Source organism: Nonomuraea sp. NPDC050153 (assembly GCF_044460125.1).
Classification (GTDB): domain Bacteria; phylum Actinomycetota; class Actinomycetes; order Streptosporangiales; family Streptosporangiaceae; genus Nonomuraea.
Genome location: NZ_JBITJQ010000003.1, coordinates 20,067 through 35,486, shown reverse-complemented (window position 1 = coordinate 35,486; position 15,420 = coordinate 20,067). Strand labels below are relative to the sequence as shown.

Sequence of the window (15,420 nt, the reverse complement as noted above, 5' to 3'; positions counted from 1 at the left end):
CCGGCATGAGCATCAAGTACGTCGGCCGCCCCGTCGACCGGCTCGACGGCCGGGCCAAGACCACCGGCCAGGCCCGTTTCGCGGCCGAGCACCCGTACCCGGACCTCGCCCACGCCGCGCTCGTCCACTCCACGATCGCCCGGGGCCGCATCACCGCCATCGACGCGGACGCGGCACGCGCGGTGAAGGGCGTGATCGAGGTCCTCACCCACGAGAACGCCCCCGCCATGAAGCCCCCGCCCTCCCGGAGCCTGCTGAACCCCAGCACGATGGTCATCGGGACGTCGGTCAACTATCTGGCCACGGACGAGGTGCACTGGAACGGCCAGCCCGTGGCGGTCGTGGTGGCCGAGTCGTCCGAGGCCGCGCGGCACGCGGCGGGCCTGGTGCGGATCACGTACGAGGAGCTGCCCGCCGTGGTGGACTTCGCGGCCGAGGTGCCGAACGCCACCCCGCAGAAGGGCAACGCGCTGATGCCGGCGGCGGCGGACAAGGGGGACGCGGAGGCGGCGCTGGCGTCCGCGCCGGTCTCGGTGGACCTGCGCTTCACCACGCCGCCGCACAACCACAACGCGATCGAGCCGCACGCGACGACCGCCGTGTGGGACGGCGACCGCCTGACCGTGCACGAGGGCACGCAGAGCATCGCGTGGCTGCGCAGCCATCTCGCGCAGCGGTTCGGCGTTCCCCAGCGGAACATCCGCGTGCTGTCCCCTTACGTGGGCGGCGGGTTCGGGGGCAAGGGCTCGGTGTGGGCGGGCACGCTGCTCGCCGTGCTGGCCGCCCGGGCCACCAAGCGCCCGGTGCGGCTGGTGCTCACCCGGGCCGGCGTCTACCACACGGTCGGCGGCCGGACCCCGAGCACCCAGCGGGTCGCGCTGGGCGCGGACTCCGACGGACGGCTGACCGCGCTGATCCACACCAGCGTCGCCAGGACGGGCCGCGTCGGCGGCGGGGGCGAGCAGATCACCTCGGCCTCCCGGCACCTGTACGACTCCCCGAACATCCGCCTGCGCCAGAGCCTCGTCCAGCTCGACCTGGTCTCGAACACGTTCATGCGGGCCCCGGGCGAGTCCATCGGCACCTTCGCCCTGGAATCGGCCGTGGACGAGCTGGCCTGCGAGCTGGGCATGGACCCGATCGAGCTGCGGATGCGCAACGAGCCTGCGCGTAACCCGATGGACGGCAAGCGGTTCGCGCACCGCATGTTGCGCGAGGCGTACGAGGTGGGGGCGGAGCGGTTCGGGTGGCGCGAGCGCGATCCGCGGCCCGGCTCGATGCGCGACGGGCGGTGGCTGGTCGGCATGGGGGTAGCGTCGGCGTACCACCCGGCGTTCCAGCTCCCGGCGAACGTCACCGTGCGGCTGGGCGCGGACGGCGGGGTCGTGGTGCGGTGCGGCCTGCACGAGATCGGCGTGGGCGCGGCGACCGCGCAGGCGCAGATCGCCGCGGACGAGCTGGGGGTGCCGCTGGAGTCGGTACGCGTCGAGGTCGGCGACTCGGAGCTGCCCGACGGCCCGATGGCGGGCGGTTCCGGGCAGACGGCGAGCGCGGCGGCGAGTGTGATGGAGGCCTGCCGCAAGCTGCGTCGGGCCGCGCTCGACCTGGCGCGGAAGTCGCCGGACTCCCCGTTGCGCGGCGTGACCGCTCCGGAGGCCCGTGACGGCGGGCTCTTCCAGGATGCCAACGGCGAGACATATGCGGCGATCCTCACCCGGGCGGGCCGCGACCACCTGGAGGCCACGGCCGGGGGCGGCATGCTGCGGTTCATGGCGAAGACCGTGCGCGACCGCAGCCGGTGGGTGAAGGCCGCGTCCGGGGCGCAGTTCTGCGAGGTGCGGGTGGATCGGGACACGGGCGAGGTACGGGTCTCGCGCTGGGTGGGCGTGTTCGACGTCGGCACCGTTATCAACGCGAAGACGGTGGCCAGCCAGCTGCGCGGGGGCATCGTGATGGGCATCGGCCTGGCGCTGTCGGAGGAGACGCTGGTCGACCCGCGCACCGGGCGGATCGTCAACGCGAGCCTGGCCGACTACCACGTGCCCGTGCACGCCGACGTCCCGCGCATCGACGTGCACTGCCTGGACGAGCCGGACCCGACGATGCCGCTGGGCCTGATCGGCGTGGGCGAGGTCAGCATCACGGGCGTGGGCGCGGCCGTGGCGAACGCGGTGCGCCACGCCACGGGCAAACGCGTCACGGACCTGCCGATCACGCTCGATAAGCTGCTGCCTCTCTGAAGCAGTGCCACATCTTCGGGCCGCGGGGCGACGACGAGCACGGCGTGGACGTGCTGCCGGTCAGGTGAGGTAGCGCAGCCACAGGTAGGGCACCGACAGCGCCACGGTCACGAGCGTCACGACCAGCCCGTACTTGGTGAACTGCCAGAAGCTGATCGGGGTGCCGTTGCGGGCGGCGATGCCGATGACGACGACGTTGGCCGCCGCCCCCACGGCCGTGGCGTTGCCGCCCAGGTCGGCCCCGACGGCCAGCGCCCACCACAACACCTCGGCGGGCCCGTTCCCCCCGTTGGCCTGGACGAGGTCGGCCACGATGGGGCTCATGGTGGCGACGTACGGGATGTTGTCCACGACGGCGGACAGCCCGGCCGAGACCCACAGCAGCAGCATCGTGGTCAGGCCGATCCGGCCGTCGGTGACCTCGGCGGCGGCCTTCGAGATCTGGCCGATGACCCCGGTCTCGACCAGCGCCCCCACCATGACGAACAGCCCCGAGAAGAACACCAGCGTCGGCCACTCGACCTCGCGGATGGCCTCCTCGGTCGTCACCTTGGTGGCCGCCACCAGCACCCCGGCGCCCAGCAGCGCCACGACCGACGGCTCGTAGTGCAGCACGGGATGCAGCACGAACGCGGCCATCACCAGGGCCAGCACGGCGAGCGACTGCCACAGGAGCCGCCGGTCGGCGATGGCCTCCCGCTCGTTCAACGACATGATCTCCGCGGCCCGGTCGGGGTCGTAGCTGAACGACGCCCTGAACAACCACCGGCACAGCCCGACGAACACCACCACCAGCACGACGATCAGGGGCGCCATGTGCACGAGGAAGTCGTTGAACGTCAGGCCGCCGCGGCTGGCGATGATGATGTTCGGCGGGTCGCCGACCAGCGTGGACGCGCCGCCGATGTTCGACGCCATGGCCTCGGCGATCAGGTAGGGAGCCACGGGCAGCGCCAGCCGCTCGCACACCAGGAACGTCACGGGGGCGATCAGCAGCACGGTGGTGACGTTGTCCAGCAGCGCGGAGGCGCAGGCGGTGATCACGATCAGCAGCGCCATGAGCCGGAAGGGCTGCCCCCGCGCCCGCTTGGCCGACCAGATCGCCAGATATTCGAATATGCCGGTCTGCTTCAGGACGCCGACGATGACCATCATGCCGAGCAGCAGGAAGATCACGTTCCAGTCGATCCCGGTGTGCTCGTCGAAGAACGCCGCGCCCCCGTCGGTGGCGTGGATCAGCAGCATGACCCCCGCCCCGCCGAGCGCCGCCGCGACCCGGTGCACCTTCTCGGTGGCGATCAGCGTGTACGCGAAGAGGAAGGCGGCCACCGCCACCCAGGCGGTGGCGGTCATGGGGCTTCGATGAGCATGAGAGGGCGACTCCGGGAACGGCGGCACGATCGCCGACCAGACTTCCCGGCACACCCATCAGGAAAATATCAAAACCCGTCAAAAGCCGCATCAAGCGATTGCAAGGCCCCAGGCCTATTCGACCAGGCCGTAGGAGGGCCTGCCGGCCCACTCGTAGGTGACGTACACGACGCCGGCGTCGGTCGCCGTCGATCCGGTGAGCCTCAGCCCGGCCGGGGCGGTCCCCTCGGCGAAGAGCCGCTTGCCCTCGCCGAGGACGACGGGGAAGACCAGCAGGCGGTACTCGTCGATCAGCTCGGCCCGCTGCAGCGTGCGGAGGAGGTCGCTGCTGCCCTGGACGATGATCTCGCCGTCGGTGTTCTTCTTGAGCTCGGCCACGGTCTCGGCCGCCTCGCCCACCAGGACCTGCGTGTTACGCCACGCGGCCGTCATCGGCGTCCTCGTGGTGACGTACTTCGCCATGCTGTTGATCTTGGCGCCGCCCTCCTCGTCGGGCACGTTGGGCCAGTGCGACGAGAGGATGTCGTACGACCTGCGGCCCAGCAGCATGCCGTCCGCGCGCTCGAACTGCTCGCCCATGATCCGGCCGAACCCCTCGTCCACGTACGGCGGCAGCCAGCCGCCGTGCGGGAAGTCGTTGGAGTCGTCCTCGCCGCGCCCGCCGGGACCCTGCATGACGCCGTCCAGGGACAGGAAGGTCGAGACCACCAGTTTGCTCGCCATTTTCGCCACTCCATCTCGCCGTGAAGGCCTTTCCGGCCCTGCCGTCTTTCTGTGGCTTCAGCCTGGCGAACAGCGTTTAAGGATTCCTTACGGTCTCCCTAAGCAGCGTCGCGGTGGTGGCCGTGGTAGGGCGGGGCGAGGTCGGCGCCGCGCGGCCCCGACAGCGTCGAGCGCAGGTCCGCCGTCTGGATCGTCCGGCTGATGTCGGTAGGCGTCAGCAGGCCGATCAACCGCCCGGCCGGGTCGAGCACGACCGCCCGCCCGTCGGCGGCCCCCTCCATCCTGGCCAGCAGGTCGGTCAGCGGCTCCTCGGGCCGGGCCTGCGGCACCTCGTCCGGCGGGCAGGCGATGTCGGCGAGCCTGGTCGTCGCCCGCAGGTCCGGCTCGACCCGGCGGATGCGGTTGAGCGTCACCAGGCCGGCGAAGGTCCCGTCCGGCGCGACCAGCGGGTACGTGGACAGCCGGTGCCGCATCACGACCCGGTCGATGAGCCCGGACACGGTCTCGTCCGGCGCGGCGACCACGGGGTGCCCCGACATCGCGTCCGCGACCCGGACCCCGTGCAGGGCGGTGCCGAGCCGGGTCTGCTGCTCCTCGGCGCTGGCGGCGTTCACCAGGAAGAGGCCGATCAGCGCCAGCCACAGCCCGTCGAAGCCGCGCCCGACGACCACTTGCAGGAAACCCACCGCGATGAGCACGTAGCCGAACCAGCGCCCGGCCAGGGCGGCGGCGATCGCCGCCCGCGACCGGTCACGCCACCGCGCCCACAGGATCGCCCGCAGCACCCGCCCGCCGTCCAGCGGGGCGGCCGGGACCAGGTTGAACACGGCCAGAAGCACGTTCACCCCGGCCAGGTATGCGAACATGCCGCCGACCAGCGTCGCTGCGGAGATCAGCACGGCCAGCGCGCCGAACACCACTCCGCAGAGCAGGCTCGTCGCGGGCCCCACCACGGCGATCTTCAGATCCGCGCCGGGCGAGCGCGGCTCACCGCGCAGCTCGGCCACCCCACCCAGCAGCCAGAGCGTGATCCGCGACACCTCGACGCCCTCGCGCCGGGCCATGATCGCGTGTGCCAGCTCGTGCGCGAGCAGCGAGGCCATGAACAGCACCGCCGCCACCAGCCCGACCAGCAGGTACGCGGCCCTCGGGTAGCCGGGGAAGACCGCGGGGAAACGTCCGAAGGCCAGCCCGAACACCAGGATCGCGACGATCACCAGCACGCTGATGTTGAGCCCCACCTTCACGCCCCCGATGCGGCCCAAAGGGATGGATGAACGCATCTCGCGCCTCCCTGCGGCTAGATTTGTCCGCTCAAGCGCAATCTGCCCGCAAAAGCGCAGCCCAAGCGCCGTTCAGGAAGGGCTGAGCACACCCTCCAGCTCGTCCGGAGGCGCGGTCAGGAGGGGCAGCATGACCTCCACCCGCGTCCCGGCCCCGGGCTCGCCGCCGACCACGCAGATCCCGCCCAGCTCGGCCGCCCGCTCGCGCATCGACCCCAGTCCCACGCCCGCGCGGTGCTCCTCGGGCAGCCCCTTGCCGTCGTCGGCGATCAGGACGCGCAGCACCGACCGCTCCCGCTGCAGGACGATCCGGCAGGTGGACGCCTGGGCGTGCCTCTGGACGTTGGTGAGCGCCTCCTGGACGATCCGGTAGACCGCCACCTCGACGGCCGCCGGCAGCTCGGAAAGATCGCCCTGCACCTCGACCTCGGCCGGCGGCGACGACTGCCCGGCCAGGTCGCGGATCGCGCGCACCAGGCCCAGGTCGTCGAGCGCGGGCGGGCGCAGGCCGTACACGAGCTCGCGGATGTCCCCGGTGACCGCGCCCATGCCGGTGTGCAGCTCGCGCAGCAGCTCGTCGGCGGCCTCCGGGGAGTTCTTCAGGCTGAGCCTGGCCATGTTGATGGTCATCGCCATGGAGGAGAGCGTCTGGCCGAGCCCGTCGTGCAGGTCGCGGCGCAGGCGGCGGCGCTCCTCCTCCCTGGTCGTCAGGATGCGCTCCCTGGAACGTTGCAGGTCCGCCGCCATCCGCACCGCGTGGGCCACGTCCGCGGCGTACGGGGTGAGCGTGGCGAGCACCCGCTCGTTGTGCGCGGCGGGGAAGCGGCGCGCGCCCGGCGGGCCGACGAGCAGGCGGCCGACCCGCTCCCCGTGCCAGACCAGCGGCACCTCGCGGGCGTCCTGGCCCACCCGGCCGTTCTCCACGTAGCGGGGCTCGCCGTCGGCCACCTCCACGGCCACGCCCTCGACCGCCAGGCCGTCGCGCAGCACGCTCACCACCGAGGTCAGCGCCTTGGCCGGGTCACCGCGCAGGACCGCCTGGGTCAGCCGCCCGGCCAGCACGCCGGGGTCGCCGACGGCACCGTACAGGAGCCGGTCCACGGCCCGCTGCAGCGCCCGCCGCAGCGGCTGGAAGAACGCGCCCGCGAACAGCGCGGCGGCGATCCCGGCCACCTGGCCGTAGCCGGAGACGAGCAGGCCGGACAGCGCGCCGGCACCGAAGTAGACGGCGCTGACCACGGCCACCACCCCGGCGGCCACGAACGCCCGGCTGATCACCGTGTCGATCCCGTAGAGCCGGTAACGCATCACCGAGAACGCCATCGCGACCGGGATGAGCGCCGCCCAGCCGAACGCGATCCACGTGAAACCGGGCATGAACGCGGCCACGACCAGGAACACGATGTAGCCGGCGAACGCCAGCAGCGGCCAGCCGATCTGCCGCCTGGTGACGGAGTCCGCGTGCCGCAACCGCACCGCCAGCGACAGCGCCGACAGCGCCATGGAGACGTAGATGCCCGTCCAGGCGACCGCCGAGACCGTCTCCGTGTACGGGGCCAGCGCGGGGATCTGCAGCGGGTTCGGGATGACCTGGGGGTACGGATAGCCCTCCTGGGGCGGCGGCACGCGGGACACGGCGCGCAGGAAGTCGGCCGTGATGGAGGCGACGCCCAGCGCCAGGGCGAGCCGCCAGCGCGGGGCGGGCAGGCGGCCGTCGGGCGAGTACAGAGGCAGCACCATGGTGAGCGTCACGCCGCACACCGCCCAGCCGAGCTGGCCCGGCAGGCGCAGGTGGCCCGCGAGGAGGAGGTCGCCGTCGGAGGCGGCGCGGAACATCATCGCCTGCGCGAGGTCGCTGATCGCGGCGGCGAGGCCGCCCGCGCACATCAGCCACGCCAGGTTGAGGCGGGGGCGGTGGAAGATGAGGAACGCGCCGACCGCGGGGAACGTCAGCGCGGCGGCCGTCTGCGGGGACACGGTCCGCTCGGGCGTCCACGCGCCGGGCAGCCCGGCCCAGATCAGCAGCGCGACGACGGTGAGCACCGGCGACGCCACCGCCATGACCACGGAGACGGCTCTCGCGCCTCGTGCCGCGTCATCGGCGACCCCGGCGACTCCCCCAGCCATCCGCGCTCCGCCTCTCCGATCCCCCGGCACACCTCCCGTTGAAGAGGATTATGACCCCTTAATCAGGATGAATCAGTCCGCCGTTTCCGGGACGTTATCGCGGAGCCCTGCCCTGAGCGGAGCCCTGCCCTGACCCGCGATGCCGCTGAGCCAGGGCAGGGAGCTTCCGTGCTATCCGACGGTGACCGTGGCCTTGGCGGCGACGGTCGTGCCCGCCACCTGACCGCTCACCGTGAACGTGCCCGGCTGGGCGTACTTGTCAGGGCTGATCGCCTCCCAGGTGACCTCGACCGAGCTGTCCTTCGACCCGTCGTTGTACGTCGCCACGACGGTCCCGGGCAGCGACGGGGCGACCCCGGCCCGGGTGGCGGCGGCCTCCTCGGCGATCGAGGTGATCGTCACCGCCGCGGTCGTGCGGACGTACACGATGGCCTGGACGGGCCGGCGCACGCCCTCGGCCAGGCCGACGACCGTGAAGCTGGTGCCGCCGGCCTTGACCTGGTCGGGCGTCACCTGCTGCCAGGTGACGGCGGCCGAGCCGCGGGTGCCGTCCGCGTAGAGGGTCTCCACGGTGGCGGGCAGCTTCGGCAGCGTGCCGGCCAGGGTGGGGACGTGCACGGGGCGCACGGAGTCCGGCGGGACCTCGTACACCTTGGCCTCCAGCAGGCCGACCGACGCCCCTCCGGCCTCCAGCTGGACGCGCAGCTTCGAGGTCGTCACGGTGTCGAACGCGACCGTGTTGTAGGCGTCCACCGCCTTCGGGTAGGAGGCGACGCCGGTGACGTCCTCGAACGAGTCGCCGTCCCAGTACTGGATCTTCCACGAGGCGGGGACGCGCACGCCGCCGCCGTCGTCGAAGAAGTACACGTCGCTCTTGTTCACCCGCACCGGCGCCGGCCAGTCGAGCTGCACCCACTGCGTGCCCTGCTGCGGCCAGGTGCCCCAGCGCGGGTTGGCGCCATCGTTGGAGCGCGGCGGGTCGATGCCGTCGTTGACCGCGGCGACCTTCTCCCACGGCGAGGTGTAGGAGGCCGTGGGCGTGGCCTTGGGCGCCACGTTCACCTGCGCCGCCTGCGGCGTCGCGGTGACGTTCACGGTCGCGGAGCCGCTCTTGGCGCCGTCCGTGGCGGTGAGCCTCAGCCGGTACGCGCCCGGCTCGGAGAACGAGACCACCGTGCCGGTGCCGGTCGGGTTGGTGAAGAACGCCTCGCCGGGCCCGTCGACCTTGGCCCACTGGGTGGTGAGCCTGCCCGACGGCAGCGCGTCGTCCTTGACCACCGCGTCGAACCTGGCCTGGCCCGGGCGGCTGAACGTGGGATCGGGCACGACCACCACGGACGGCGCCTTGTTGACGACCGAGCCGGCGTCGGCGCCCGTCCGGTACGCCTGCACCTCCTTCAGGCCCGTCGCGTAGCCGGGCTGGTGGGTGACCAGGACCCGCAGCTTCTGCGCCGTGACGGCCGGGAAGCGGACCACGTTGAGGTTCGCCCGCGGGTGGGCCGGCTTCCTGGCCAGGCCCGGGATGTCCTTCCAGGTGTCGCCGTCCTGGTACTGCAGGGTGTAGAAGGCGGGCTCCCGGTAGCCGCCCGCCTTGCGGTCGTTGTAGAAGTACAGCTTGACCTGGTCGACCTTCTGGGCCGAGCCGAGGTCGACCGCCAGCCAGTCCTGAGGCTCGCCGGAGCCCTTGCTGCCCCAGTACGGCTCGTTGATCGTGAAGCCGTCCACCGCCCCGGCCGGGTCGCCGTGGGAGGTGGTGGCCGACCTGACCAGGTTCGGGCGGGTGGAGCGCAGGTCCACGCCGGCCTTCTGGAACAGGTCCTCGACGCGGTCGCCCTTGAGCTCGACCTGGGCGGGGGCCTTCATGGAGGCGGCCTTCTCGGCGTACACCACCTGACCGCCCTCGACCTTGCCCGTCGCCGGGTCCCAGACGGCGTGCGCCAGCCCCGACAGGGTGACCTTGCGCTTGCCGTCGATCAGGATCGAGTACCCCTCGGGCACCCCGGCGTAGTGCCTGGTGCCGTCGCCCGGCTTGTCCCAGACGATGGTCAGGTCACTGCCCCGGTAGTTGACGCCGTTGACGCTGAAGTGGTCCCAGCCGATGTCCACCGGCCAGAGCTCGACCTTGCCGTCCGAACGCGGGCGCAGGCCCATGACGTCCTCGATGACGGTCCAGTTGCTGCTGCCCAGGATCGTGTGGTGGATCCAGGAGCGGTAGCCGATGCTCTTGGTCGAAGGGTTCCAGTCGGCCCAGAACTCGTTGGCGTCGGGGTAGCGGGTGTCGCCGCCGACGTACTGCGACCAGGCGTTCCAGTACAGGAGCTGCTTGTACTGGTCTGCGGTGATGTACGGAGAGCTGTACTGCCGCAGCGCCTTGGAGAACAGCGCGAAGTTCCTGGTGGAGTTGATCTGCGAGAAGTTGTTGGAGCCGGGGTTCCCCGCCGCCGCGGCCTCCGCCTTGTCCTTCTGGTTGGCGGTGTACGCCGGGAAGATCGGATATTCCGCCGGGTCGGTCCACAGGCGCAGCGCCTCCCGGTACTTCGGGTCGTCCGCCGGCACGAGCCCGGTGGCGTACGGGATGTAGTTGTTCGACTCCTTCCACGGGATCAGGTTGCCCGTCTGGAGGTCGCGGTGCTTGAACAGCTTGTTCTGCTCGTCCCAGAGCAGCGTGAGGATGCCGTTCTTGACCTTGTCGGCCACGCCGCGCATCTCCGCCGCCTTAACCGCGTCACCCGCCAGCTCGTACGCCTGCGCCGCCGCCGTCGCGTTGGCGTACACGTACGCGCCTTCGAGCCGTTCGTTCGCCCGGTCGTAGTAGTGGAACGAGACCGCGTCGGCGTCGTTCCCGGTCATGGCCTCCCAGTCGTACTCGATGACGCCGTTCTTGTTGGAGTCGTAGGCGTCGAGCTGCCCGTACACGTCCTTCTCGGCGTAGCGGGCCAGGTTGCGCAGGATGGACGGCTGGCCGCCGTGGAGCTGGTAGCTCTCCAGGGCCGAGGCCGAGATGTACTGCGTGTAGCTGTTCGACCAGTTCTCGGGGTCGCCCGGGTTGTCGGTGTACTTCGAGTTGCGCGAGACCTCGCCCGCCGACACCCACGGCCCGTACGAGTAGATCGGGTCCCGCAGGTACTTCAGGTCCTGCACGAACATCGGCACGGTCAGCACGATCGCGTTGTTGTAGCCCAGAGCGCCCTCGACCGACGTGGGGAACTGGAAGTCGTTCCCGGGGATGTCGGCGTCGAGGAAGTTGAAGCGCATGAGCCACCAGCGGTAGTACACGAACTTCTTGATGTTCTCGTCGGGCACGTCGATGTAGGGCAGGTTCTCGGCCCACCAGGCGTTGTAGTCCTGGAGCTGGCGCCGCAGCGCCTGCTCCGGCGAGCGGCCCTTGTAGCCGTCGTACTCGGCGCGCGACCCGGGCAGCTCGTCGGTGACGAAGCCCATCTGCACCTTGGTCCGCACGGTCTTGCCCGGCGCGACCGTCACCGAGCCCTTGAGCGTGCCGTCGGAGACCTTCAGGCCGTCACCGCTGAGCCGGGGGAAGATCGTGGTCAGCTTGTTCTTGGCCCAGACGGTCCCGGTCAGCTCCCGGTCGCCGTCGGGGGTCCTGGTGTAGGGCGAGGTCACGGTGATCGGCACGGTGCGCGCCGCGGAGCCCGCGTTGGTGATCTCCAGCGTCGTCACGGCCACGTTCTCGTGGGTGATGAACTTCTTGACCCCGACCGACAGGCCGTCCCCGCCGTACTGCCCGGTCCAGTGGCTGGGCATCTGCAGGCGCTTGGAGACGTCCTCGGCGAGCTCGGAGCCCAGCGAGACCTCGTACGCGCCGCGGTTGTCGATACTCTCCCAATACGCCACGAACCCACCGAAGCCGATGACCGAGGGATCGTGCTCCTTCATGAACAGCGCCCGCCCGCGCGTCATCAACCACGGGCCCGCCGGATCGTTGCCGGGGCGGGCCAGCATGCGGTCGATCCAGTACGAGTCGCCGCCCTTCTCCTTCCTGTAGATCTCCTCCATCATCTTGCGGGGGTGGTACGCCACGGGCTCGGCGGGCACCGGATCGGCGCCCGTGAACACCGGCATCCCCAGGTCGTCCTGGGCGGCGTACGACGGTGACGCGGCAAGCGAAGCTGTGAGCGCTAACACAGCCAAGCACACCAACGGTTTACGCACTTGCCTCTCCTAGATCGGTAGCCAGACACGCATGGTCGCGGGGCCGCGGTTGCCCCACCGGTGGTAGGGCACGAGCCGGAGCCTGACGTCCGTGCCGCCCGGCTGCCCGTCGGAGGCGGGCGCGTACGGCCAGCCGCCGCCGTCGCCAGACCCCAGCGACGCCTCCACCTCCAGTTCCACCACGCCGTCCGCCTCGCGCTCCACGGGCGGCCGGACCCGCGCGGTCACGTCGCCCAGCGGCGGCTCGTCGGCCACCGACTCGGCGCAGTAGACGAGCGGCCCCCGCTCCACCGCCGCGCTCCCCCGCAGCGCGTCGATCCGCCGGTCGGGGAACGTCCACCTGGGCGCCATCGGCAGCTCCAGCCGGATCTCGTCACCGGCCCGCCACGGCCCCTCGACGTAGGCGTAGCCGGGGTCGACCGGGCGCACCGCCGGGCTCTCCGCCAGCGGCGCCTCCGGCGAGGACACCGGGACGCGGGCGAGCGTGGCCTCCCTGGCCCAGGCGGGGACGCGCAGCCCGATCCGGCCCTCGCCGTCCTCCAGCACCCGCACGCTCACCGAGCCGGTCCACGGGTAGCCGGTCTCCACGCGTACCGCCAGGCCGTCGTGCCGGATCTCCGACGGCGTGTGGTGGTGGATCTGGATGCCGTCGGCCGACGCGGTCGCGACGTAGGCGGCCAGCGAGGCCAGCGTGCGGGCGATGTTGTTCGGGCAGCAGGACACGTCGAACCAGGGCGAGCGCAGCCCGCCCTCGGCTGCGTGGTTGACGCCTTCGAGCGGCGTCGCCGGCACCCGGACCTGCAGCGGGTTGGCGTAGAAGAACGACTTGCCGTCCAGCGCCACCCCCGTGGCGAGCATGTTGTACAGGGTGCGCTCGGCCAGGTCGGCGTAGCGGGCGTCGCCGGTGGCCAGCAGCAGCCGGTGCGCCAGCATGACGGAGGCGATGCTCGCGCAGGTCTCGTTGTAGGCCCGGTCCGGCGGCAGCTCGTAGTCCTCACCGTACGACTCGTCGGCATGCCTCGAGCCCATGCCGCCGGTCAGGTGGGTACGCCGGGCCACCGTGCGCTCCCACTGGGACTCGATCGCCTTCAGCAGCTCCTGGTCACCGGTCTCGATCGCCACGTCCACCACGCCGGAGGCGAGATAGAGCGCGCGCACCGCGTGCCCGCGGAACACCTGGGCCTGCCTGACCGGAATGTCGTCCTGGTAGTAGATGCGGCCGAAGGGGATGTCGGCGAGCGCGGGCAGGCCGCGGCGCTCGACGAAGCGGCGGGCCATCTCCAGGTAGCGCTCGGTGCCGGTCGCCCGGTAGAGCTCGACGAGGGCCATCTCGATCACCGGGTGGCCGCAGGTCTGGGTGCCCTCCATGAACCGGCGGCACACGTGGTCGGCGGCCCTGACGGCCACCTGGGTGAGCTGGTCCTCGCCGTGCATGCGCAGCCGGGCGACCCCGGCCTGGATCAGGTGCCCGTAGCAGTAGAGCTCGTGGCCCCACTCGAAGTCGCTGTAGCGGCTGCCGGACCAGCGGGTGTTGAGGTAGCCGTCGCCCTCCTGGGCCTGCGCCACGGTCTCGGCCAGCTCGGGCAGCGCCGGGTGGTCGGCCCAGGCCATGGCCTCCAGCAGCTTGTAGATCTCGGAGTCGCTGAACTCCCGCCCCCGGCGGGGGCGCTCGCCCCGGAAGTTGCCGATCCAGCCTTCTCGCTCTTCCCACTCCTGGCAGTGGGCGATCGTGACCTCGCGGTTGAGCGCGGCCCGGTCGCCCCAGAAGCCGGGGAGCAGCCGTACCGCGTCGAGGCCGAGGGGGGACAGGGCACCCGATGAGGGCAGGACAGGGTTAGCCACGCAGAGCTCCTGACATGAATCCGCGCACGTAGTGGCGCTGCAACACGATGAAGAGGATGAGACAGGGGAAGGCCATGACCATGACCCCGGCCTGGAGCATGCCGTAGTCGATCGCGCCGAACGTCTGCTGCGTCATGCTGACCACGGCCACCGGCAGGGTGAAGGAGGATCCGTCGTTGAGCAGGATGAGCGGGGCGAAGAAGTCGTTCCACGAGGCGAGGAACGCGAACAGGCCCACCGTGATCAGCGCGGGCCGCACGGCGTGCAGCAGGATCCTGGCGAACGCCCTGAACGTGCCGCAGCCGTCCACCAGCGCGGCCTCCTCCAGCTCGCGCGGCAGCGCCTCGAACGCGTTGCGCATCATGAACAGCGCGAACGGCAGCTGGAACATGACGAACACCAGCGAGAGCCCGACCAGGGAGTTCTGCAGGCCGAGGTAGCCGAGCAGCACGTAGAGCGGGATCAGGATCGTCGCGTACGGCACCATGAGGATCGCCAGCGTGGCCAGGAACAGCAGGTTCTTGCCGGGGAAGTCGAAGCGGGCGAAGCCGTAGCCGCCGAGCGCGGAGACCACCAGCGTGCCCGCCACCGTCATCACCGACACCAGCACGCTGTTGGTCGCGTACGTGCCGAGCCCCTCGCCGAAGCGGGCCATCTCCAGGTAGTTCGACGGCTCCTCCAGGGAGGCGTAGCCGCTCCACACCAGGGGGAACAGGAACAGCACCGCCAGGGCGGACAGCGTGAGGTAACGGCTCATCGCAGCCTCCGCATCATCAGCGTGTTGAGCCCGACGAGGGCTACCAGCAGGACGACCGAGAGCGCCGCCGCGCCGCCGAGGTCGAAGCGGAAGAACGCGTCGCGGTAGACGACCATGACCATCGAGACCGTGCTGTTGTCGGGGCCGCCGTTGGTGAAGACGAAGAACTGGTCGAAGGCCAGCAGTGAGCCCGTGACGCTGAGGATCAGCATGAGCGCCAGCGTCGGGCGCAGCAGCGGGAGGGTGATCTTGGTGAAGATCTGCCAGCGGTTCGCGCCGTCGCTCCTGGCGGCCTCGTACACCTCGGTCGGGATGGCCTGCAGGCCGGTCAGCAGGATGAGCATGTTGAACCCGGCGAAGCGCCACAGCACCAGCGTGATCGTGGAGAACAGCGCCATGTTCGGCGTGCCGATCCACTTGACCGGCTCGCTGGTGATGTGCAGCGCCCGGAGCAACGGGTCGACGGGGCCGAAGTCGTTGTTCAGCATCCCGTAGAACAGCAGGCCCGCGGCGGCGAAGCCCACGGCGCCGGGCAGGAAGAACGCGGTCCTGAAGAAGGCGATGCCCGGTTTGCGGTCCTGCACCAGCAGGGCGAGACCGAGCGCCACCGCCGACAGCAGGACGGTCGTGATGGCCGTGTACTTCAGCGTGAAGAGAACCGCGTCGACGAAGAGCGGATTGTCGGCGATCTTGAGGTAGTTGTCGGGGGCGTTGAACGTGGCCTGCCCCAGCAGGGGCCAGCGGTTCAGCGACATCCAGACGACCAGCACGAGGGGCGCGACGAAGAGCACGCCCACGATGACGGCCGTCGGAGCCGCGTAGAGCCAGCCCTGGACCTTCCTGCTCCGCCACCGGGCGGACGGCGCCGAGTGGGACGCCTTCCGCCCGGATCGCGTCATCGTCA

9 protein-coding genes are annotated in these 15,420 nt (G+C 71.0%); 1 reads left to right on the top strand and 8 read right to left on the bottom strand.

Annotated elements, in window-relative coordinates:
* Positions 1-5 precede the first annotated feature (5 nt).
* Positions 6-2,240 carry a xanthine dehydrogenase family protein molybdopterin-binding subunit gene (locus tag ACIBQ1_RS08435; protein WP_397275615.1) on the top strand — a complete coding sequence of 745 codons (2,235 nt, stop codon included), beginning with the start codon at positions 6-8 and terminating at the stop codon, positions 2,238-2,240.
* A 60-nt stretch (positions 2,241-2,300) separates the two neighbouring features.
* Here the strand turns inward: ACIBQ1_RS08435 and ACIBQ1_RS08430 are convergent, their stop codons facing one another.
* The 8 genes from ACIBQ1_RS08430 to ACIBQ1_RS08395 form a co-directional block, all read right to left on the bottom strand.
* Positions 2,301-3,593 carry an ArsB/NhaD family transporter gene (locus tag ACIBQ1_RS08430; protein WP_397275614.1) on the bottom strand — a complete coding sequence of 431 codons (1,293 nt, stop codon included), beginning with the start codon at positions 3,591-3,593 and terminating at the stop codon, positions 2,301-2,303.
* A 132-nt stretch (positions 3,594-3,725) separates the two neighbouring features.
* Positions 3,726-4,334, bottom strand: coding sequence for a dihydrofolate reductase family protein (locus tag ACIBQ1_RS08425; protein WP_397275612.1), 609 nt, complete (start codon positions 4,332-4,334; stop codon positions 3,726-3,728).
* 98 nt (positions 4,335-4,432) lie between these two features.
* Entirely contained in the window at positions 4,433-5,617 is a 1,185-nt protein-coding gene (locus ACIBQ1_RS08420) for a site-2 protease family protein (protein WP_397275610.1), read from the bottom strand.
* Positions 5,618-5,689: 72 nt separating this feature from the next.
* Positions 5,690-7,744, bottom strand: a complete 2,055-nt coding sequence (locus ACIBQ1_RS08415; RefSeq protein WP_397275608.1) for a sensor histidine kinase — start codon at positions 7,742-7,744, stop codon at positions 5,690-5,692.
* 171 nt (positions 7,745-7,915) lie between these two features.
* The gene (locus ACIBQ1_RS08410) at positions 7,916-11,890 is read right to left on the bottom strand and encodes a discoidin domain-containing protein (protein ID WP_397275607.1); all 3,975 of its coding nucleotides are present in this window, start codon (positions 11,888-11,890) and stop codon (positions 7,916-7,918) included.
* A 36-nt stretch (positions 11,891-11,926) separates the two neighbouring features.
* The gene (locus tag ACIBQ1_RS08405; protein WP_397275605.1) at positions 11,927-13,759 is read right to left on the bottom strand and encodes a glycoside hydrolase family 127 protein; all 1,833 of its coding nucleotides are present in this window, start codon (positions 13,757-13,759) and stop codon (positions 11,927-11,929) included.
* The gene (locus ACIBQ1_RS08400; protein WP_397275603.1) at positions 13,752-14,516 is read right to left on the bottom strand and encodes a carbohydrate ABC transporter permease; all 765 of its coding nucleotides are present in this window, start codon (positions 14,514-14,516) and stop codon (positions 13,752-13,754) included. The genes ACIBQ1_RS08405 and ACIBQ1_RS08400 overlap by 8 nt, the downstream gene beginning before the upstream one ends.
* Positions 14,513-15,415 (bottom strand): carbohydrate ABC transporter permease, encoded by a 903-nt coding sequence (locus tag ACIBQ1_RS08395; protein WP_397275601.1) that lies wholly within the window; start codon positions 15,413-15,415, stop codon positions 14,513-14,515. The genes ACIBQ1_RS08400 and ACIBQ1_RS08395 overlap by 4 nt, the downstream gene beginning before the upstream one ends.
* Positions 15,416-15,420: the final 5 nt, after the last annotated feature.